Annotated in this window: 15 protein-coding genes and 3 pseudogenes; 10 read left to right on the top strand and 8 right to left on the bottom strand. The window is 66.1% G+C overall.

Going from position 1 to position 21154, the window contains the following annotated elements:
- Positions 1 to 25: 25 nt before the first annotated feature.
- On the top strand, positions 26 to 1516 hold the full coding sequence (locus HAP41_RS39490) for an amidohydrolase family protein (protein WP_248577148.1): 1491 nt from the start codon (positions 26 to 28) through the stop codon (positions 1514 to 1516).
- Between the two features lie 4 nt (positions 1517 to 1520).
- Positions 1521 to 2450: a CobW family GTP-binding protein gene (locus tag HAP41_RS39485; protein ID WP_166081081.1), complete on the top strand. Its 930-nt coding sequence runs from the start codon at positions 1521 to 1523 to the stop codon at positions 2448 to 2450.
- A 34-nt stretch (positions 2451 to 2484) separates the two neighbouring features.
- Here HAP41_RS39485 and HAP41_RS39480 read toward each other — a convergent pair whose 3' ends face one another.
- Entirely contained in the window at positions 2485 to 2862 is a 378-nt protein-coding gene (locus tag HAP41_RS39480; protein WP_166081097.1) for a tautomerase family protein, read from the bottom strand.
- A 172-nt stretch (positions 2863 to 3034) separates the two neighbouring features.
- Between HAP41_RS39480 and HAP41_RS39475 the strand changes: the two genes are divergently transcribed.
- The gene (locus HAP41_RS39475; protein ID WP_166081108.1) at positions 3035 to 3634 is read left to right on the top strand and encodes a TetR/AcrR family transcriptional regulator; all 600 of its coding nucleotides are present in this window, start codon (positions 3035 to 3037) and stop codon (positions 3632 to 3634) included.
- Between the two features lie 142 nt (positions 3635 to 3776).
- Here the strand turns inward: HAP41_RS39475 and HAP41_RS39470 are convergent, their stop codons facing one another.
- Both HAP41_RS39470 and HAP41_RS39465 read right to left on the bottom strand, forming a co-directional pair.
- Positions 3777 to 4250 (bottom strand): hypothetical protein, encoded by a 474-nt coding sequence (locus HAP41_RS39470; RefSeq protein ID WP_166081110.1) that lies wholly within the window; start codon positions 4248 to 4250, stop codon positions 3777 to 3779.
- 11 nt (positions 4251 to 4261) lie between these two features.
- Complete coding sequence (locus HAP41_RS39465; RefSeq protein ID WP_166081140.1) at positions 4262 to 4762, bottom strand: hypothetical protein; 501 nt, start codon at positions 4760 to 4762, stop codon at positions 4262 to 4264.
- Between the two features lie 296 nt (positions 4763 to 5058).
- On the opposite strand from HAP41_RS39465, the pseudogene HAP41_RS39460 reads away from it, so the two are divergent.
- The 3 genes and pseudogenes from HAP41_RS39460 (at position 5059) to HAP41_RS39450 (ending at position 12195) form a co-directional block, all read left to right on the top strand.
- Positions 5059 to 6740: pseudogene (locus tag HAP41_RS39460) on the top strand (methyl-accepting chemotaxis protein).
- A gap of 194 nt (positions 6741 to 6934) precedes the next feature.
- Positions 6935 to 10237, top strand: a complete 3303-nt coding sequence (locus HAP41_RS39455; RefSeq protein WP_166081187.1) for an acetyl-CoA carboxylase family protein — start codon at positions 6935 to 6937, stop codon at positions 10235 to 10237.
- A gap of 95 nt (positions 10238 to 10332) precedes the next feature.
- A complete protein-coding gene (locus HAP41_RS39450; protein WP_166081197.1) occupies positions 10333 to 12195 on the top strand; it encodes a sigma-54-dependent Fis family transcriptional regulator in 1863 nt (620 codons plus the stop codon).
- A 206-nt stretch (positions 12196 to 12401) separates the two neighbouring features.
- On the opposite strand, the gene HAP41_RS39445 is transcribed toward HAP41_RS39450, so the two are convergent.
- On the bottom strand, positions 12402 to 12956 hold the full coding sequence (locus HAP41_RS39445; RefSeq protein ID WP_176400474.1) for a flavin reductase family protein: 555 nt from the start codon (positions 12954 to 12956) through the stop codon (positions 12402 to 12404).
- Positions 12957 to 13013: 57 nt separating this feature from the next.
- A complete protein-coding gene (locus tag HAP41_RS39440; RefSeq protein WP_063985464.1) occupies positions 13014 to 14111 on the bottom strand; it encodes an LLM class flavin-dependent oxidoreductase in 1098 nt (365 codons plus the stop codon).
- 240 nt (positions 14112 to 14351) lie between these two features.
- Here HAP41_RS39440 and HAP41_RS39435 point away from each other — a divergent pair, with 240 nt between their 5' ends.
- The 3 genes and pseudogenes from HAP41_RS39435 to poxB all read left to right on the top strand — a co-directional run bounded on the left by HAP41_RS39435 (position 14352) and on the right by poxB (position 17729).
- Complete coding sequence (locus tag HAP41_RS39435) at positions 14352 to 15266, top strand: 2-dehydro-3-deoxygalactonokinase (protein WP_166081207.1); 915 nt, start codon at positions 14352 to 14354, stop codon at positions 15264 to 15266.
- 13 nt (positions 15267 to 15279) lie between these two features.
- Positions 15280 to 15912 (top strand): annotated as a pseudogene (locus HAP41_RS39430) (2-dehydro-3-deoxy-6-phosphogalactonate aldolase).
- Positions 15913 to 15992: 80 nt separating this feature from the next.
- Entirely contained in the window at positions 15993 to 17729 is a 1737-nt protein-coding gene (gene poxB, locus HAP41_RS39425) for a ubiquinone-dependent pyruvate dehydrogenase (RefSeq protein ID WP_166081223.1), read from the top strand.
- Here the strand turns inward: poxB and HAP41_RS39420 are convergent.
- Together HAP41_RS39420 and HAP41_RS39415 are read right to left on the bottom strand one after the other, a co-directional pair.
- Positions 17726 to 18091 (bottom strand): hypothetical protein, encoded by a 366-nt coding sequence (locus HAP41_RS39420; RefSeq protein ID WP_038942774.1) that lies wholly within the window; start codon positions 18089 to 18091, stop codon positions 17726 to 17728. The two genes, poxB and HAP41_RS39420, sit on opposite strands and share 4 nt — an antisense overlap.
- A gap of 68 nt (positions 18092 to 18159) precedes the next feature.
- Positions 18160 to 19068, bottom strand: a complete 909-nt coding sequence (locus tag HAP41_RS39415; RefSeq protein WP_166081232.1) for a PaaI family thioesterase — start codon at positions 19066 to 19068, stop codon at positions 18160 to 18162.
- Between the two features lie 161 nt (positions 19069 to 19229).
- Between HAP41_RS39415 and HAP41_RS39410 the strand changes: the two genes are divergently transcribed.
- Positions 19230 to 19547, top strand: coding sequence for a hypothetical protein (locus HAP41_RS39410; protein WP_028151536.1), 318 nt, complete (start codon positions 19230 to 19232; stop codon positions 19545 to 19547).
- Between the two features lie 38 nt (positions 19548 to 19585).
- Here the strand turns inward: HAP41_RS39410 and HAP41_RS39405 are convergent.
- Positions 19586 to 21065, bottom strand: a pseudogene (locus HAP41_RS39405) (amidase).
- Positions 21066 to 21154: the final 89 nt, after the last annotated feature.

Genomic DNA, 21154 nt, shown 5'->3' with positions numbered 1-21154 from the left:
TGGCAATAGCATGCGGAGTGACGACATGAGCGGCTTGGTGATCTCTGGCGGCCGGGTGGTGGATCCCGCGAGCGGAATGGACGCCATTGGCGATGTGGCGGTGGTGGATGGCAAGATCGCCGCGGTCGGCACGGGCCTCGGCGGCGCCGAGCGGGTGATCGACGCGACGGGGCTCGTGGTCGCGCCGGGCTTCATCGATCTGCACGCGCATGGCCAGTCGATCCCGGCCGACCGCATGCAGGCGTTCGACGGCGTGACGACGACGCTCGATCTCGAGGCCGGCGTGCTGCCGGTCGCCTCCTGGTATGAGCGCCAGGCGCGGAAGGGACGCGTGCTGAACTACGGCGCCGCCACCAACTGGGCCTTTGCACGCATCGGCGCGATGACCGGCTCGAATGCGGAGAGCTCGCTGGAGGCGTTCGGCAACGCCATGCGCGATCGCCGCTGGATGGACAACGTGGCGAGCGATGCGGAGGTCGCCGGCATCCTCGAGCGTCTTTCGCGCGGCTTGAACGAGGGCGGCATCGGCATCGGCATCTTGAACGCCTACGCGCCGGGCGCCGGCGTGCAGGAGCTGACCGCGGTCTGCCAGCTCGCGGCCAGGCAGGACGTGCCGACCTTCACCCACGTCGCCTACATGTCGCGCGTCGATCCCGAAAGTGCGGCGGAAGCCTATATCCGCCTGATCGGCTATGCCGGCGCCACCGGCGCACACATGCACATCTGCCATTTCAACTCGTCGAGCAAGACCGACATCGAGCGCTGCCGCGTGCTGGTCGAAAAGGCGCAGGCGCAGGGCCTCCCGATCACGGTCGAAGCCTATCCCTACGGCACCGGCTCGACCGTGCTGGCCGCGGCCTTCTTCAGTGATCCCCAGTTCGTCGAGCGCAACGGCACCGGCTACGACTCGGTGCAGCGCGTGACCGACGGTCACCGCTTCCGCGATCGCGAGGAGCTGCTGAAGGCGCAGGCCGAAGAGCCGTCCTCGCTGGTGCTCTGGCACATCCTCGATACCGACAACAATGCGCATCATCGCGATCTGCTCGATATGTCGGTGCTGTATCCCGGCGGCGCGATCGCATCCGATGCGATGCCGTGGACGACGTCGGACGGCAAGACCTACACCGGCGACGCCTGGCCGCTGCCGGATGACGCCACCTCGCATCCGCGCTCGGCCGGCTGCTTCACAAAATTCATCCGCGAATGGGTGCGCGAGCGCAAGGCCGTGTCGCTGCTCGAAGGCGTGCGCAAATGCGCGCTGATCCCCGCAGAGATCCTGTCGCAAAGCACGCCCGCGATGCGGGCCAAGGGCCGCCTTGCCAAGGACGCCGATGCCGACATCGTCGTGTTCGACTACGAGAAGCTCAGCGACCGCGCGACCTTCACGGCGATGAACCGCCCCTCGGACGGCGTGCGGCATCTGATCGTCAGCGGCCAGCCGCTGATCAGCGATGGCGTGCTGGACGTGGCGGCGCGGCCCGGCCGCCCCGTGCGTCGCCCCGTCGTCGAGGGCTGATCCCATGCCGGTCCCCATTCTCCTGGTGACGGGCTTTCTGGGGGCGGGCAAGACCACGGTCGTCAACCATCTGCTGGCGAACGCGGAGGGACGGCGTATCGCGGCAATCGTCAACGATTTCGGCGCGATCAACATCGACGCGGAGTTGATCGCGGGCGCAAGCGACGGCTTGGTCAGCCTCGCCAATGGCTGCATCTGCTGCTCGCTCGAAGGCGATCTCCTGCGCACGCTCTCGACGCTGTTGCGACGCGATCCCAAGCCCGAATATATCGTCATCGAGACCAGCGGCGTCGCCGATCCCGCCGACATCGTCCGCAACCTGATGGACCCCGTGATCTTGCGCGAGGCGCCGCTGGAAACCGTGCTCTGCGTGATGGATGCGGCGACGCTACCGGCGGCCCTGGATGATGCGCTCCATCGTTCGCAATTGCGCGTCGCCGATATCGTGGCGCTGAGCAAGCTCGATCTGGCGGACGAGAGCGCAGGCGCCCGCATGCGCGAAGCCATCCGCGCGCAGCGCGTCCCCGCCGTGGTGGTGGATGCCAGCCACGGCGAGATTCCGTCCGCGCTGCTGTTTCCCGCGGCTGTTGATCGCGCGCCCGCGCCGCGCGACCCTGGACCACGACGGCCGTCCGAGGAGCGCTTCGAGACGCTGAGCTGGACCTCGGATCAGCCGCTGTCGCTGCCGCGCCTGCAGCAGGCGATCGGCCGCCTGGCGCCAAAGCTTGCGCGCGCAAAAGGCCTGTTCGAGACCGTCGAGCAACCCGGGCGCCAGATGGTGCTTCAGTTCGCCGCCGGCCGCGCGACGCTCGCGCCGGGCGATGCACCGGCGGAAGGCGTGCCGCGATCGCGGATCGTCTTCATCACCGAGCTCGGCGTGCTCTCGAAGGCCGAGCTCGACGGGATCATGGCGGCGTGCGTTGCGGGTGGGTGAAGCAAGCGATCACGCCAGAAGCACGCCCCTCACTTCACGCGAATTGCGCGATGCCGTTTCCGACGGACCAGTTCTCCGCGGGGGCATCGAGCACGTTGACGAACACGTCCTCGGAGCGGATGCCCGGCTTTTCGCCGAGAAGCTCCGCGATCCGGCGGTACAGCGCCTTTTTCTGCTCCGGAGTGCGCGATGCGAACACGGTGATCTGGATCAGCACGGCGTCGTCGCTGCGCTTGACGCCATAGGCATTGCCGCAGCGGAAGTTCGAGGCGTCATGCTCGCTGATGGTCATGAACTCGTCGCCCTCGGGCACGTTCAGCGCCTCGCGCATGGCGAGGTACAAACCATCGAGGATCGCCTGCCGATAGGCTTCCGGTTTGCCGGCGCGCATCGAGATGTGAAGGAGAGGCATGGGCGGGTCCCTTTTGGCATGCGGGCACGATCGGCCAGGGCGCTCGCAAGCGACCGGCCGTTGGGCCCATTGACGGAACGGGCTATCAATCCCAATTAGTTTTTGACACGATGTCGAGAAAACACGTTCTTGACATCGTGTCAAATATTTTTGCCGTACCGAGGAGCAGGATTTGAGGCCGCGCGAATTCGACCACGACGACGTCCTGCGTATCGCGTTCGACCAGTTCTGGCGCAAGGGCGTGCGCGGCACGTCGCTGTCGGACATCGCGCGCGATGCCGGTGTTCAGCGCGGCAGCCTCTACAATGCCTTCGGCAGCAAGGAGGCGCTGTTCCTCCAGGCCTATGAGCGCTATGCGGGCGATTATCTCCTCGCCCTGCAAAAGGCGCTCGGCGCCGGCTCATTGCGAAAACGCCTCACCGCGTTCTTCGACCTGACCATCACCAATTTCCGCTCGGGCTCGCCGCCGCGGGGATGTCCGACCACGCGCGGATTGATGGAGCTCGGCGCGGCCGAAGGGGAAGGCTTGGATGAAGACGCGCGTCAGGCCTTTGCGGGCCTCATCTCGCGCATCACCATGCTGGTTCAAGAGACGTTGGCGGCGGGCACAGAGCGCGGCGAGTTCAATGGCAATCCCGCGGCCGCAGCGCTGCACATCATCACGGTGACGCGCGGCCTTGGCGTGCTCGAACGTGCCTTCGGCGACGAGCCGCAGCTGCGTAAGATCGCGGCTCACACCATCGATCTCGTGCTCGGCAAGAAGGGCGGTTAGGTCAGGCCGCAAAACGACGACCCCAGCGGTGGTGATCCCTGGGGCCGTCTGGAGGTTTCATGGAGGGCATCGAGCACTGCGTCTCCATGGCGATGTTGATAGCGCAAGGTCGCTTGAGATGCGACTAGAACCCATCAAAGCGTCAGCACAAGGCAAGCGCGTTGACGGCCCGCGTTGTCGCGATCTCGTTCTCGTTCCCGACGTACTGGCAAACGATGGATTCGAGTTCGCCCGGCTGGTTGCGGCGTGCGACCGCCAGCAGTCGCATCAATTCCGCCTCGTCCTTCGAGAGGCGCCGGCACGAGGGCGGCATGAAGCACAGTTCGCACGGCCGGCCGCTGCGCAGGATCCTGACGAGCGCAGCAGCGCGCGCCACCAGCAGCGGACTGTCGACGATGCCCGGCGCCTCGTCGGCGAAGCGATAGGCCGCTTCCCAGCAATCGGAGGCGCCGGTCGCATAGGCCGCTCCGATGAATCGGAACAGCGACAGCGCGACGCGGGAAAATTCATCGTAGCTCTCGACGCAGGGACGCGCCGCAAGCGCGGCCTGGAGCGGACAGAGCCGCGGCTGGCCGGCTTTCTCGACTGGCGCAGAACCACACGTATCGTGGAGCATGAACGATCCCGTCAGTGCAGCGTGGGACTTCCGACCAGCCAGCTCTTCATCGCCATCGTCCGGTCATGGTCGAAAGACTGAACTTGTCGGTCGGGCAGGATGAGGCCAGCCATGCGGAAGATCGTTGCTAGCCCCCGCACGGGCGCGAGAGCCCAATCGGCACCGACCGGCGGCAACCAGCTCTCGAACTGCTCGCGCGCGACGTCGATGCGTTCCTGCTGTGCCGCGGCGATCGCCCGCAAGATCTCGTGCTCGCTGTCCGACATCTTCGGACAGGTCGGGCAATGAACCTCGATGGCCGTATGCGCCGTGCAAGCGAAGATCTCGATGATGGATTCCAGCGACGGCACCGCGTCGCCGACGCGAAAGTGGTCGTACACTTGCTGGATGTCGGCCGCGGTCGGAACGGCGCTTCCGCTGCGTGCCTTGGCCCGAAATCCCCAGATGAAGAGCCGTTCCGCCGCGCACAGCGCGGGAAGGTCGAGGGACTTGCCATATGTCGATTGATGCATTGAGCCTCTGGCCTTCTGTGCAGCTCACGCCACAGCTTGCGCTGATGATCTGCGCCGATCGTTCCGCCAGAGCCGACCGCAAGTCAACGCTCGCAGCAGCGATATCGAGGTCTTCTAGATCTAAAGAGCCGGGATCCCGGATGCAGCCAAGCCTCGTCAGCCTGCAAAGCCGCACGCAGTACGCCGGCGGCCTCCAACGCAATTTTGCGGGGATTTGGGGAACCGAATGCTTAAAGCTTCGCTAAGGGGTGCGGGATAAACTGGCATATCAGCCCTTCCAATTCTTGCGAGCACCGATGTTTTTCTCCCGCATCAGTTTCAAGCTGGTCCTGATTGTCGGCATCAGCCTCCTCGGCATGATCGCTCTGGCGCCGATCGCGCTCTCGACCCTGCGCGCGCAGATGATTGCTGACCGCCAGGCCAAGACGCAGCACATGGTTGATGTCGGCTACGGCATCCTGGCGCACTATCAGAAGCTCGAGAGCGAGGGGAAGCTGCCGCGCGAGCAGGCGCAGGCCGCCGCGATCGCAACGATCAAGAGCCTGCGTTATGACAAGGTCGAGTATTTCTGGATCAACGACATGGCCCCCAAGATGGTCATGCACCCGATCAAGCCCGAGCTCGACGGTAAGGATCTCTCCGGCATGAAGGACCCCGCCGGCAACGCGCTGTTCGTGGGCTTCGTTGACGTCGTCAACAAGCAGGGCGCCGGCTTCTACGGCTATCTCTGGCCGAAGCCGGGCTTCGAGCAGCCGGTCGGAAAAATCTCCTATGTGAAGGGCTTTGCGCCCTGGGGATGGATCATCGGCACCGGCATTTATCTCGACGACGTCGATGCCGTTTTTCGCCAGAATGCGACGACATTCGCCTACATTTGTCTGGCCGTCCTGGTCCTGGTGCTGGCCTGCTCCTTCGTAATCGGCCGCAGCGTGACCCGGCCGCTCGCGAACATCACCGCGCTGACCGAGCGGCTCGCCGCCGGCGACAGCGCGTTCGAGGTGCCCTACACCGGCCGCAGCGACGAGGTCGGCGGGCTCGCCAAGGCGCTTGCCGTGTTCAAGGACAATGCGTCGGCGGTGAGCCGCATGCATGCGGAGCAGCAGGAGACGAAGCAGAGGGCCGACGACGAGAAACGCAAGACGATGGCCGATCTCGCCGGCAGGTTCGAGGCGAGCGTTCAGGCCGTCGTCCGCGACGTCTTCACCGAGGCGCGCGCGGTGCAGCAGGCCGCGCAAGGCATGTCGGAGACCGCGAACAAGGCGACAGACCGCGCAAGCTTCGTCGCGACCGCCTGCCAGCAGGCGTCGAGCAATGTGCAGACGGTGGCGTCCGCCGCCGGCCAGCTGTCGTCCTCGATCACCGAGATCAGCCAGCGCGTCGCGCAGGCTGCAAACGTGGCCGACAAAGCGGCCGCGGACGGTCAGCGCACCAACGACACCGTGCAGGGGCTGGCCGCCGCCGCGCACAAGATCGGCGAGGTCATCGACCTCATCAACCAGATCGCCTCGCAGACCAACCTGCTCGCGCTCAACGCCACCATCGAGGCGGCGCGCGCCGGTGAGGCCGGCAGGGGATTTGCCGTGGTCGCGAGCGAGGTGAAATCGCTGGCGAGCCAGACCGCGAAGGCGACCGACGAGATCGGCGCGCAGATCACCGCGATCCAGGCCGAGACCAACCAGGTCGTCGGCAACATCGAGAGCATCCGCAAGACCATCATGGAGGTCAACGAGATCTCCTCGTCGATCGCGGCCGCGGTCGAGGAGCAGGGCGCCGCGACGCAGGCGATCGCCCACAGCGTGCAGGAGGCGGCTTCCGGCACCGACCAGTCTCGCAGAACATCTCCGGCGTCACCGACGCTACGGTAGAAACGGGCCAGGCCGCGGGCCTCGTGCTGCAATCGAGCGGCCGGCTATCGCAGAAGCTGCAATCGCTGGAGAACGAGGTCAGCACCTTCGTTGCGGGCGTGCGGGCGGCCTGACATCGCGTTCATACTATCTGCCGTGACGCGGATTATCCGCCTCGTCACGGCGCGCGCGGGCAATTGATATTCCGGCCCGCGGGACCGGTCACCGCGACCGGCTTTCCCGCCCTTGACGGCTGCGGTTAAAGTGAAGAAGCAGGATCATCGAACCTGCCGACCCGCGCCTCGGCCCGCGGGCATGGAGACGCCGCATGTCGTTCAAGAAACTCCTGATCGCCAACCGTGGCGAGATCGCCATCCGCATCGCGCGCGCGGCGGCCGATGCCGGCATCGCGACGGTCGCGATCCATCCGGCCGATGACGCGCTGTCGCTGCACGCGCGTGTTGCCGACGGGGCGGTCGAAATCCCCGGCCGCGGCGCACGGGCCTATCTCGATATCGAAGCGGCGGTGAAGGCGGCGAAGAGCGCCGGCTGCGACGCGGTGCATCCCGGTTATGGCTTCCTCAGCGAGAATGCCGCGTTCGCCAAGGCGTGCGCGGATGCGGGCATCGCCTTCGTCGGGCCGAAGCCGGCCGCGCTTGAACTGTTCGGCGACAAGGTCGCGGCGCGGCAACTGGCGAAGCGTTGCGGCGTGCCGATCATCGCCGGCACCGGCGGGCCCTCGTCGCTGGAGGAGATCACGGCATTCTTCGAATCCCTCGGCAAGGGCGCGGCGATCGTGATCAAGGCGATGGCCGGTGGCGGCGGCCGCGGCATGCGCGTCGTGGAGAATGCCGCCGATCTCGCGGAAGCCTATGCGCGCTGCCAATCCGAGGCCAAGGCGGCGTTCGGCTTCGACGGCGTCTATGCCGAGCGCCTGATCCGCCAGGCCCGCCACATCGAGGTGCAGATCATCGGCGATCGCCACGGCGCGATCTCCCATCTCTGGGAGCGCGAATGCACCATCCAGCGCAGGCACCAGAAGCTGATCGAGGTGGCGCCGAGCCCGTCGCTCAGCGACGCCTTGCGCGGCCGCATCATCGAAGCTGCGAAGGAGCTCGCGACCGCGGCGTCTTACGACAATCTCGGCACCTTCGAGTTCCTGGTCGACGGCACGGCCGAGGACAGCTTTGCCTTCATCGAGGCCAATCCGCGGCTCCAGGTCGAGCACACCGTGACGGAGGAAGTGCTTGGCCTCGACCTCGTCCGCGCCCAGCTCGCGGTCGCCGCGGGCACCACATTGACCTCCCTTGGTCTGGCACAGGGCTCCATCCCAAAGCCGCGTGGCTATGCCATGCAGCTCCGCGTCAACATGGAGACGCTGGACGAGCTGGGGGCGACGCATCCGACCGGCGGCGTGCTCGCCGTGTTCGAGCCGCCGTCGGGGCCCAGCGTCCGCGTCGATAGTTTTGGTTATGCCGGCTATAAAACCAGCGCGGCGTTCGACTCCCTGCTGGCCAAGGTCATCGTGCACACGCCGGGCGAAGCCTGGCACGACGTCGTGGCAAAAGCCTCGCGCGCCTTGCGCGAGTTCAGGATCGACGGCGTCGTGACCAACATCGCCTTCCTCCAGGCCGTGCTCGCACATCCCGATTTCAGGACCAACCGCATCGCGACCGATTTCATCGATCGCAACATCGCAAAGCTGGTCGAGGCGGCCGATGGCGCGGCAAAGCCGCTCTATTTTGCCGCCACCGAGCGAAGCGGCCATGGTGCGGAGACGCACGTCGCGCAGATCGTGCCCGAAGGTGCGGTGATGGTTGCTGCGCCCTTGCGGGGAACCATCGTCACCATCCAAGTGAAGGAAGGCGAGATCGTGCGCCCGGGCCAGCAGCTCGCCGTGATCGAATCCATGAAGATGGAGCATCTGGTCATGGCCGAGCAGGGCGGCCGCGTCATGAAGCTCGTCGCCGGCGATGGCGTGACCCTGATGCATGGCGAACCGATCATGTATCTGGAGCCGCTCGACGTCGCGGCCGATGCGTCGGCGGCGGAAGCCGATGTCGATCTCGACCATATCCGCCCTGATCTCGCCGAGCTGATCGCGCGCCAGGCCAATACGCTCGATGCGAACCGACCAGCCTCGGTCGAGCGCCGCCGCAACACCAACCAGCGCACCGCGCGCGAGAACGTCGCGCAGCTCGTCGACGACGGCTCGTTCATGGAATATGGCAGCCTTGCGATTGCTGCGCAGCGGCGCCGCCGCAAGCTCGACGATCTCATCAAGAGCACACCGGCCGACGGCCTCGTGATGGGTGTTGCGACGGTGAATGCCGAGAAGTTCGGCGCCGAGGGCGGCCGCTGCATCGTCGTGGCCTACGATTACACCGTGCTCGCGGGCACGCAGGGCCACATGAACCACAAGAAGATCGACCGGATGCTGACGCTGGCGGAAGACTGGCGCGTGCCGCTGGTGTTTTATGCCGAAGGCGGCGGCGGCCGGCCCGGCGACACCGACCGGCTCGGCATGACCGGTCTCGACGGCCCGTCCTTCGTGCAGTTCGCGCGGCTCTCAGGCCTTGTGCCTGTCATCGGTGTCGTCTCCGGCTATTGCTTTGCCGGCAATGCCGCGATGCTCGGCTGCTGCGATGTCATCATCGCGACGAAAAATGCCTCGATCGGCATGGGCGGCCCCGCCATGATCGAAGGCGGCGGTCTCGGCGTCTATCACCCGGCCGAGGTCGGCCCGGTTACGTTCCAGTCACCGAACGGCGTGATCGACATCCTCGTCGAGGACGAGGAGGAGGCGACGCGGGTGGCGCAAAAATACCTGTCCTATTTCCAGGGCGCGGTGACGGAGTGGCAGGCCGCCGATCAGCGCCTGCTCCGCCGCGCGATCCCGGAGAACCGCCTGCGGGTCTACGATATCCGCAGCGTCATCGATCTCGTCGCCGACAAGGATTCCGTGTTGGAGCTGCGCCGCGACTACGGCGTCGGCATGATCACCGCGCTGATCCGCATCGAGGGCAAGCCGTTCGGCCTGATCGCCAACAATCCGCGCCATCTCGGCGGCGCGATCGATGCCGACGCCGGCGACAAGGCCGCGCGCTTCCTTCAGCTCTGCGACGCCTTCGATCTGCCGATCGTCTCGCTCTGCGATACGCCCGGCTTCATGGTCGGCCCGGAGGCCGAGAAGACCGCGATCGTGCGCCACGTCTCGCGCATGTTCGTGACAGGTGCGAGCCTTACCGTACCGCTGTTCGGCATCGTGCTGCGCAAGGGCTATGGTCTCGGCGCGCAGTCGATGATCGGCGGCGGCTTCCACGCCTCCTTCTTCACCGCGGCCTGGCCGACCGGCGAATTCGGCGGCATGGGCCTGGAGGGGTATGTCCGCCTCGGCTTCCGCAAGGAGATGGAGGCGATCGCCGACCCCGAGGAGCGCGAGACCTATTATCGGAACAAGGTCGCCGAGCTCTATGCCAACGGCAAGGCGGTCTCGATCGCCTCGGTGTTCGAGATCGACAACGTCATCGACCCCGCCGAGACGCGGCGCTGGATCATGGCGGGCGTGCGCTCGGTGCCGAGGCCGCCCGCGAGGACGAAGAAGAAGCGACCCTGCATCGATACGTGGTGAGCGCAGTGCAGCAATAGCTGCGTCCCGGTTCCCGATTGACATCCCCGCCTGTGCTGCCAGACTTTGCACAATAATGCAGGGTGGAGACGTCCGCGATGGCCAGCCTTTCGGCCTCGAACCATGTCGCCCGTGTCTTGTCCGTCGCCAACCACGTGGCCGACGTCGATGCCTCGTCGCGGATCGCCAATTCCTGGCGGCGCTGCGTAATCAGCCACAAGCTCGATCCCGCGCGCCAGGGCCCGCCGCAGACGCTGACTGAGGCCGAGATCCGGCACGTCGCCGAACCGATGGAGGAGACGATCCGGCTCGCGATGCCCGAGCTCGACGATCTCGCCCGGGTGCTGCGCGAGGCCGGCTACTGCGTCAATCTGGCTGATACGAACGCGACCATGCTGTTCAGCCGCCTGCCGGGGGAAGCCGACGCAAAGATGTTCTTGGACTGGAAGATCTACACCGGCTCGAATTTCGCCGAGACCTTCGAGGTCACCAACGGGCTCGGCACCGCGCTTGCCGAAGAGAAGCCCATCCTGGTGCATCGCGACGAGCATTTCCGCGCGCAGTGGCACATGTTCTCCTGCGCCGTGGCGCCGTTGTTCGATCAGGCCGGCCGGCTCGCCGGTGCCGTGAACATCACCTCGTGCCGCGAGGATCTCGAACGCGCCGCGCATCAGCTCGCGCTCGCGGTGACGATGGAGGCGACGCGGCGGATGGAGGGCGCGATCTTCCGCGGCCATTTCCGCAACGCCTGGATCGCCACCGTGCCGGGCGACGGCGGCAGCGGCAGCGGCCTGCTTGCCTATGACGACGATCGCCGCATCGTCGGCGCCTGCCGTTCGGCGCGCGCGCTGCTGGGCCTCACAGACGGCTTGATCGCATCGGGCATCGATCTGTCGCGCTATATCAAGTTCGATCATCACGCGGCGCGTGGTGCGGACGAGGTCGTCGAACTGCGCCGCGCCGACGGCAGCGCGCTCGGGCAGGGACATGTCGCGCCGCCGCTGCGGGCGAGGCCGTCCACTCAGCGTCGTGACGTTGCCGTCGATCGTTTCGATTCGCTGCATCGGCTCGCAGGTCGCGATCCCGGCCTGATCAAAAGCGTCAAACGGCTGCGGAGCATCGGCGACCACAATCTGCCGGTGCTGCTGCATGGCGAGACCGGCGTCGGCAAGGACGTGTTCGCGCGCGCCATTCACGCGGCGAGCAACCGCGCCCGCAACCATTATGTCGCGCTGAACTGCGCGGCGATGCCGGAGAGCCTGATCGACGCCGAGCTGTTCGGCTATGAGGCCGGCGCCTTCACCGGCGCGCGCCGCGACGGCTCGAAGGGGCTCATCGTGCAGGCCGACGGCGGCACGCTGTTTCTCGACGAGATCGGCGACATGCCGATCGCGCTGCAGACGCGCCTCTTGCGCGTGCTCGAAAACCGCGAGGTCTGGCCGCTCGGCGCGCTCAAGCCGGTGCCGGTCGACATCCGCCTGATCAGCGCGACTCATCGCGATCTCAGCCGCATGGCGGAGGAGGGCGCCTTCCGCGCCGATCTCTACTTCCGCCTGCGCGGCATGGAGGTGCGACTGCCGGCGTTGCGCGAGCGCGCCGACAGAGACGATATCATCCGCCAGATCGCGCGCGAGGAGGCGCCGGATTGCCGCCTGTCGGACGAGGCCTGGGCGTTGCTCTCGGCCTATCCCTATCCCGGCAACATGCGCCAGCTCCGCCACGTGCTGCGGCTTGCCGGCTGCACGGCGGAGGACGGCGTCATCATGGATGCCGATCTCGATCTGCCTCCGTTCGGTGGGAGGATGGCAGCGCCCGATCTCGCAGCGGCCGAGCGCGCGACGATCGTCGAGGCGCTACGCAAGCATGGCGGCCGCGTCACCGAGGCGGCGCGTGCACTGAAGCTCAGTCGTGCCACGCTGTATCGGAAGATCAAGCAGTTGAAGATCGAGACGGCGCAGTAGCGTTCAGTCGCATGCGGCGAACTCTCTTCCCCTCTCCCCTTGTGGGAGAGGGTGGATCGCCGCGTAGCGGCGAGACGGGTGAGGGGTCTGCCTCCGCGGATTCACCTCGCCATTTGCGTGCGCGGAAAGATACCCCTCATCCGGCGCTTCGCGCCACCTTCTCCCACAAGGGGAGAAGGAAGGGGCACCGAGACTAGGGCGCGCTCTTACGAAAAATCGCTCCAGCTCAGATGCCGCGAATCGAGGTCGCCGACTGAAACGGTGCCGCGGATTTCGTGAGGGACGTGGAAGCTGCTGCGCAGATACACCAGCGGCGCGGCCTCGTCGGAATGCGAGACGCCACGCACCTCGCCGACGAAGATCGAATGCGTCTTGGTTTCGAATTCCTGCGCCAGCACGCAGTCGAACGCGGCGACCGCATCCGTCAGAACCGGTGCGCCGGTCACCCCGCGCGTCCACTGCCCGAACGCAAATCGGTCGTCGCCATTGACGCCCTTCTGGCCGCTGAAGGTGAGCGCGAGCAGGGCATGGTCCTCGTGCAAGAAGTTGATCGCGAAGGCGCCTTCCTCGCGGATTCGCGCATGTGCGCTGGCGTTGCGGTTGACGCAGACGATCAGAGACGGCGGATTGTCCGATAGCGAGCAGGCTGATGTCACTGTCAGCCCGGTGCGCTTGCCGTGCTCGGCGCCAACCGTGACCAGCGCAACCGCGCCGGCGCATTGGCGCATTGCAAGTTTGAAATCCTTTGCGTCGACGCTCACGCCGAAATCTCCGAAACGGGGGCGGGTGCGACACGATTGCGCCGCACCCGCCGCGCGTCAAGCGGCCTTCTTCGCGGAGCCGAGATGCTTCAGGCGCGGCATCACCTCTTTGCTGAGCAGCGAGAGCGAATGGCGCCAGGCCTCCGGCTTGTGCTTGTAGTCGAAGCCGAACACCAGCAGCACGCCGAAGCCGCCGACCTCGTCGTAGATCTTCTCGATCTTTTCGGCGACGGTTGCGGGCGAGCCGACGATCCAGTTCCGCTTGGCGCAATATTCGACGGTGACGTCGCTGTCGGGCACGTCAGGCGCGTGCTTCAGATAGTCCTTGAAGCCGAAATGGCCGAGCAGGGGCAGGAAGTACTCGCCCATCATCCGGCCCATCATGTCGCCGGTCGAGAGCTTCCAGGCCTCCTCGTCGGTGTCGGCGACGAACACCTCACGTACGAGGCGCCAATCCGCGCGGTTCGGCTTGCGGCCGGTCTTGGCGGCGCCGATCTCGACCGAATCCCAATGGCTGCCGACATAGGCCGGATTGAGGTTGAGGCTCATCGGAATGAAGCCGCGCTCGCCGGCGAGCTTCAGCGTGTCCGAGTTCTTCGAGAGCCCGGCAACGCCGATCGGCGGATGCGGGGCCTGGAGCGGCTTGATGTGGGGCTTGAGGAAGTCGAACATCGTGTCCGGCTTGGTCACCGTCCAGAACTTGCCCTTGTAGGTGAAGGGCGCGGGATCGGACCACAGCTTCAGGATGATCTCCAGCGCCTCGCGGGTCATGTCGCGGTTCTGTCCGCTCATGCCGTCGACGTTGAACATCGCCCAGTCGCTCGGCAGGCCCGAAGCTGCGACGCCGAAATTGAGCCGACCCTCGGAGAGATGGTCGAGCATCGCGACGCGGTTGGCGAGCTCGGCCGGGTGGTGATATGGCAGCAGGAAGCCGCCCGGCCCGATGCGGATATTCTTGGTCTGCATCAGCGCCTGCGCGATCAGAAGGTCCGGCGTGGGATTGGGTTCCCAGGGCGCGGTGTGGTGCTCGCCGACCCAGGCCTCCTGATAGCCGAGCTCATCGAGCCAGCGCATGACTTGCAGGTCCCAGTCGTTTCCTTCCTTCAGGCCGCACTCCGGCGGATGCGAAGGCATCGTGAAATAGCCGATCTCCATGGGTTTCCTCATCTGATGTTGACGCGTCTTGTTGCGCGTTCCTGGACGTGAACAGGACAGCTTTAGCAAGCGGTGTGCCACCGCATCGCAAGCCGTGTGCCAGCGCGGCGAGCGCCTCAGACTCGCGAAAAATCACTGGTTTGAGGCGGCAATAGCCGATATCCCGGGACTGATTTGCGAGCGTCCGTCTCATTGTCGCGAGACGGCGTCTTGCCGGTGAGACCAAGGATACCCGTTGAGATGAGCGAACCCGCCTATGTCGCGGTGGACTGGGGCACCAGTAGCTTCCGCCTCTGGCTGATCGACCGTGCCGGCAAGGTGCTGGCTGAACGTCGCAGCGATGAGGGCATGCTGGCCGCGGCCAAGGCCGGCTTTGCCGGCGTGCTGCAGTCGCATCTCAAGGCAGTCGAGGCCCCAGCCCAGCTGCCGGTGCTTGTCTGCGGCATGGCTGGCGCCAAGACCGGCTGGGTCGAGGCCGGCTACGTTGACACGCCTGCGCCGCTCTCTGCCGTGCTGAAGCAGGCCGCGCTTGTGCCCGGCGAGACGCGCGATATTCGTATCCTGCCCGGCATCGCGCAGCGCGATACCAGGGCGCCGGACGTGATGCGCGGCGAGGAGACGCAGCTGCTCGGCGCGCTCGGTCTCGGGGCCCCAGGCGAAGCGCTGGTCTGCATGCCCGGCACGCATTCGAAATGGGTGCGCGTGAAGGACGGCACGGTCGTGCATTTCTCCACCTTCATGACCGGCGAGCTCTTCAGCGTCGTCTCGCGCGAGACGATCTTGTCACTCGCGGTCGCCGGTGCCGATGACGCCGAGGATGTCGCGAGCTTCAAGGCGGCCGTGAAAGCCGCGTATGAAGCGCCGGCCTTCGCGGCCAACCTTCTGTTCACAGCGCGGTCGCGGCAGCTCCTGTTCGGCGGCACGCCGGCCGCCGCGCGCGAGACGCTGTCGGGCACGTTGATCGGCGTCGAGCTGGCAGCAGGGCTCTCCGGCACTGTGCCGAAAGCGGGCATCACACTCATTGCGTCAGGGCGGCTCGCGGCGCTGTACCGGCTCGCCTTCGATGCGCTGTCGGTCACCGTGCAGCCGATCGATGCCGATGAAGCCGTTCGCCGCGGCCTGTCGATGGCCGCTGCCGCGATCTGGACGAAATGAGAGGAATCTTGAGATGAGCGTTCCCTTTCCTCCGATGAAGCGTCCGCTGGTCGCGATCCTGCGTGGTGTGTAGCCCGAGGAGACCGAGGCGATCGTCGGCGTGCTGATCGAGGCCGGCATGACCGCGATCGAGATCCCCCTGAATTCACCGGAGCCGTTCCGCTCGATCGCGATTGCCGCGAAGCTCGCGCCGGCCAGCGTCCTGATCGGCGCCGGCACGGTCTTGACCGCCGCAGATGTCGATCGTCTCAATGACGTCGGCGGCAAGTTGATGGTCTCGCCGAATGTGGATACGCAGGTGCTCACGCGTGCACATCAGTACGCCATGGTGACGTTGCCGGGCGTGTTCTCGCCGACCGAGGCGCTGCTCGCGGCGCGCTCCGGAGCATCGGGCCTGAAATTCTTTCCGGCCAGCGTGCTCGGTGCGTCCGGCATTGCCGCGATCCGCGCCGTGCTGCCGGCGGGCGTGATGATCGCCGCCGTCGGCGGCGTCTCCGACCAGAATTTTGCCGAGTACATGAAGGGGGGCGTGACGGCGTTCGGGCTCGGCTCCAGCCTCTACAAGCCCGGCATGACGGCCGCCGATGTCGCCGCTCGCGCAAAGGTGACAATCGCGGCCTATGATCGGGCGATTGCGAAAGACTGACGCCGCAATAAACAAGCCGTGATCTCGTCATAGCCGCGCTTTATCCTATCTTGCTGCACCAGCGAGATCAGGAGACCGACATGGCGATCAACAACGTAGCCGATCTGTTCGTGGCAACGCTCGAGCAGGCCGGCGTCAAGCGCATCTACGGCATCGTCGGCGACAGTCTGAACGGTCTCACCGAGGCGCTGCGCCGCCGCGGCATCATCGAATGGATCCATGTCCGGCACGAGGAGGTCGCGGCCTTCGCGGCCGCCGGCGAAGCCGAGATGACGGGAAGCCTCGCTGTGTGCGCGGGCTCCTGCGGCCCGGGCAATCTGCACCTGATCAACGGCCTGTTCGATGCGCATCGCAGTCGCGTCCCCGTGCTTGCGATCGCGGCGCAGATCCCTTCGGCGGAAATCGGCGGCGGCTATTTCCAGGAAACCCATCCGCAAAACCTGTTCAGGGAGTGCAGCCATTATTGCGAGCTGGTGTCGGATGCGAGCCAGCTGCCTTACGTGATCGAGAACGCCATCCGCGCGGCCGTCGGCCTGCGCGGCGTCGCGGTTATCGCGATGCCCGGCGACGTCGCGTTCCGCAGCCCGCCCAAGCGCGCGCTGTCGACGACGCGCGGGCTCGCGCTATCGGCGCCGAAGGTCGTGCCGCAGGCCGACGAGCTGAAGGCGCTCGCGGACCTCCTGAACAGCGCCGAGCGCATCACCCTGTTCTGCGGCCGCGGCTGTGCGGGTGCGCACGCGCCGCTGATGCAGCTGGCAGAAGCGCTGAAGAGCCCGATCGTGCATGCGCTCGGCGGCAAGGAGCATGTCGAGTACGATAACCCCTACGACGTCGGCATGACCGGCTTCATCGGTTTCTCCTCAGGCTATGCCGCCATGCACGCCTGCGACGCGCTGGTGATGCTCGGCACCGATTTCCCTTACAAGCAGTTCTTCCCCACCGATGCGCAGGTCGCGCAGATCGACATCCGCCCGGAAAATCTGGGACGGCGCTGCAAGATCGATCTCGGCCTCGTCGGCGACGTCAAGCTGACCATCGAGGCGTTGCTGCCGCTGCTCAAGACCAAGACGCAGCGGAGGCATCTCGACGACGCCATCGCGCATTACAAGAAGGCGCGCGAAGGGCTCGACTCGCTTGCGAAGGGGACACCGGGCAGCAAGCCGATCCATCCGCAATATCTGGCAAAAGTCATCAGCGACCATGCCTCTGATGACGCCGTCTTCACCGCCGATGTCGGTACGCCCACGGTGTGGGCCGCGCGCTATCTCGACATGAACGGCCGCCGCCGGCTGATCGGCTCGTTCGTGCATGGCTCGATGGCCAACGCGATGCCGCAGGCGATCGGCGCGCAGGCCTCGCAGCCCGGCCGCCAGATCATCTCGCTCTCCGGCGACGGCGGCTTCACCATGCTGATGGGTGACCTGATCACGCTGACCCAGATGAAGCTGCCGGTGAAAATCGTCGTCTTCAACAACGGCGTGCTCGGCTTCGTTGCGCTGGAGATGAAGGCGGCCGGGTTCGTCGACACCAATGTCGATCTTGAGAATCCCGATTTCGCGGCGATGGCGCGCGCGATGGGCATTTTCGCCAAACGCGTCGAGGACCCCGGTGAGCTTCCGGGCGCCGTGAAGGAGATGCTCGCCCATGACGGACCCGCGCTGCTCGACGTCGTCACGGCGAAGCAGGAGCTGTCGATGCCGCCGACCATCACGCCCGAGCAGATCAAGGGTTTCAGCCTCTGGGTGCTGCGCGCGGTGATGAACGGGCGTGGCGATGAGGTGCTCGATCTCGCGAAGACCAACCTGTTGCCGCGCTAGCCGCGCTTCACCGAAGGCGCGGGCAGCCGCTCGTGGCGGTGCTGGAAGCGCTGCCAGTGCAGCACGATGCCGATCAGCAGGGCCGGCACGAAGCCGAGTGCGATCAGGAAATACGGCAGCTGCGTCGGCGAGATGAATGCAATGGCGATATCGGAGATCAGCCAGAGCGCTGCGAACATCACCGCGAAATCGGTGCGCGGGCAGCGCAAATAGTAGAACACGGCGGTGATGACGATGGCGGGCCCGATCGCGATGCCGATCATCACCGCGGTCAGCTCCTTCGGCGTCAGCGCGTCGAGCACCATCGACGCCAGCAGCCAGAGCGCGGCGAACATGGCGATGATGTCGAGCGGATGCCGCAATCCAATACCTCTCGCAGGAACCGCGCTATCGTTGTGGCCGGAACTCCGGTCGTCAAGGGAAAATACGCCTATTCCTCGTCACTTCCGGGCGTTGGCCGCAGCATGAAATGGCCGAAAGCGGTAGCGATCGGCTTGTTCGCATCGTCCTGCCAGGCCCGCGCCTCGAAGGCGACGATACGCCGGCCCTGTTTCACGATCGAGACATTGGCGACGGTATCGAGGGCACGTCCGGAACGCAGATAGTTGACGGTGCGTCCGATCGGCTTGGGCAGCGCCGCGATGCCGAGCTCGCGCCTCACGCCGAGGATCGCGGAGGTCTCGAGGAAGGCACCGGTCATGCCGCCATGGATCGCGGGCAGGATCGGATTGCCGATGATCTGCGGCGAGAACGGCATCGTCAGCGTGCCGTCGTCATTGACGCGAATGCCGAGGCAGCGCGCGAACGGGCTGTTGGCGAACGGGCCGTCCGGATCGTCGGGCGCCTCCAGCGTCGGGATGCTGCGCGAATCCATCCTGCGGTCCGCGAGCATGTTGGTGCGGTTGGCGCCGATCATGAAGCAGGCGGTCGCGGTTGCGACCGGATCGTCCTCGGAGTCCTGATAGGCGGTGGAGCGCACGAAGGCAATCGAGCGCGTGGTGCGGTAGCAGACCGAATGCGCCTTGATGTCGAGGCCCGGCGTTGCCGGCTTCTGATAATCGATGCGCAGATCCAGGGTTGCGATCGCGCGCGTGCCGTCGAGCGCAAGTTGCACCGCCATGCCGCAGCTCTCGTCCAGCATCGCGGTGACGACGCCGCCATGCAGCACGCCGGTCTCGGTGTCGCCGACGAAGACCGGACGATAGGGCAGGCTGGACCAGGCCTCGGCGGGGGCGAAGCGGTCGAGCTGGAGCCCGCTGATATGGCCGTAGTCGGAGCGGCGGCCCTTGATCGCCTCGGCGAGTTCTTCGAACGGCAGCGTGGTGGGTGAAGTGGACATGACGACGTTCTAGACCAGTGTCGCTCGCCGCGCAAAACCCCGAAAGGGGCTCATCAGGCAGGTCCGCAGGCAGGTCTGTCTGGGCCGGTTTGGCCTCGACATGGTGTGCCGAAGCAACGATGGTGGGCGCTTCGTCCGTCGACTAGCCCCAAGGAGTGCCCATGGCCGACCCCGAAACACCCGCCACCAATCAGGGGCCCGTGACCATTTCGAGCTCCAGCTCGGAACGGGCACCGATCATCTATTTCGACGGCGCATCCTGCTTCGGACACCACAACGGCGCGATCCAGATCGAGCTCGCCGCGAACCTGCTGATGCCGGTCGGGGCCGCCGTCAGGGTCGACGTGGTCCAGACCGCGCACTTGCGTTGCAGCGTGGCCGCAGCGCTGGCGCTGCGCGAGGCGCTCGACAAGGCGCTGGCAATGTACAGGCAGGGGCAGCAACAGCCGGCGGAGGTGATCCCGACGGTGAAGAATTGAGATCGCGGGCGATCGCTTGTGAATGCGATCGCAATCTCTCAGCCCACATGCACCTTCGGCTTCTTGCCGCCGTTCCACTTGCCGTCGAGCGCGCGCTCGATCTGGGCGGCGAGTTGCAGGAGCAGGCCGTCATTGGCCTGCTTGGCGATGGCCTGGATGCCGAGCGGCAGGCCGTGGTCTTGCTCTGCCATCGGCATCGAGATCGCCGGCATGCCGCAGAGATTGGCGAGCGGCGTGAAGGCGAAGAAGCGCCAGAGATTGCCGAACCAGTCGAGGACGTCGGGGTTGTCGGAGATGGTGAGATATTCCTTGGTGCCCACCTTCGGCGTCGGCAACGCGGTGATCGGCGTCAGGATCACGTCCCACTGCTCGAAGAACGCGCCGAAGCCGCGCGAGGTCGTGTTGAACACGCCTTGCATCTTCGCCCGCTCGGCGAAGCTCGTGTGCCGGCCGGCTTCCCAGATCCTGATGTTCATGGGCTCGATCAGATCCTCCGGCGGCTTTTCCAGCCCGCGCGCGGCGAGCATGTTGGAGATCACCACGGCAAAATTGCTGATGTAGCAGGTGGTCTGCGCCGCGAACGCGGCGCGGAAGTCGAGCTCGGGCAGCGCGTATTCGACGTGATGGCCGAGGCCTTCGAGGAAGCGGCCGGTCTTCTCCAGCTCGGCGGCGATCTCCGGCGTTGCGGTGTAGTCGCCCCAGGTGTGCGACAGCGCGATGCGAAGCTTTGACGGATCGCGCTTGATCATCTCGGAATAGGGCTGCGCCGTGGTCCAGAACGGCATGAACTCGCCGGGCGCAGGTCCACGGGCATGATCAACAAAGGCAGCGGTGTCGCGCACCGAGCGCGACTGGCAGCCCTGGATCGAGACGAGACCGGTGAGGTCGGACATGTGCGGGGCCAGCGAGAACACGCCGCGCGACACCTTCAGCCCGATATTGCCGTTGACGCCGGCGGGAATGCGGATCGAGCCGCCACCGTCGGTCGCATGCGCGATCGGGACGACGCCGGCCGCGACCATCGCCGCGCTGCCCGCCGACGAGCCGCAGGTGGTGTAGTCGGTATTCCAGGGATTGCGCGTCACGTAGACGGCGGGATTGTCGGCCGAGCTGCGCACGCCGAATTCCGGCGTCGTGGTTCGTCCGATCAGGTTGAGGCCTGCCTGGCGGAATTTACCGGTGAGGAACGTGTCGGCCGCGGCGCGATTGCCGCGCATCAGCGGCGAGCCCATTTCCTGGAGCCGGCCCTTCATGGTCGGTCCGAGGTCCTTCATCAGGAAGGGCAAGCCGGCGAACGGGCCGGCGAGATTGGCGCCGTCCTTGGCCGGATCGGCGATCACGTCCTCGAACAGCTCGACCACGCCCGACAGTGCCGGATTGACCTTGGCCACGCCCGCCGCGGCCCGCCGCGGCCTGGCGCGCCAGCTCCTTCGCCGTCAGCTCGCCCTTGCGGACGCGCGCCGCCAGTCCGACGCCATCGTGCTGCGCCCATTCGTTCCAGCTCATCGGCAAAGTCATGAAGTCCAAATCCCCGTGGGTAGCGGCGTCACCTTTTTCGCAAGGGCCCGCGTGAATCAACTGAGCCGGCGCGAAGGGCAGGGTTGCGC

Source organism: Bradyrhizobium barranii subsp. apii, from assembly GCF_011516635.5.
Classification (GTDB): Bacteria; Pseudomonadota; Alphaproteobacteria; order Rhizobiales; family Xanthobacteraceae; genus Bradyrhizobium; species Bradyrhizobium barranii.
This window is presented reverse-complemented; position numbering and strand designations above follow the sequence as displayed.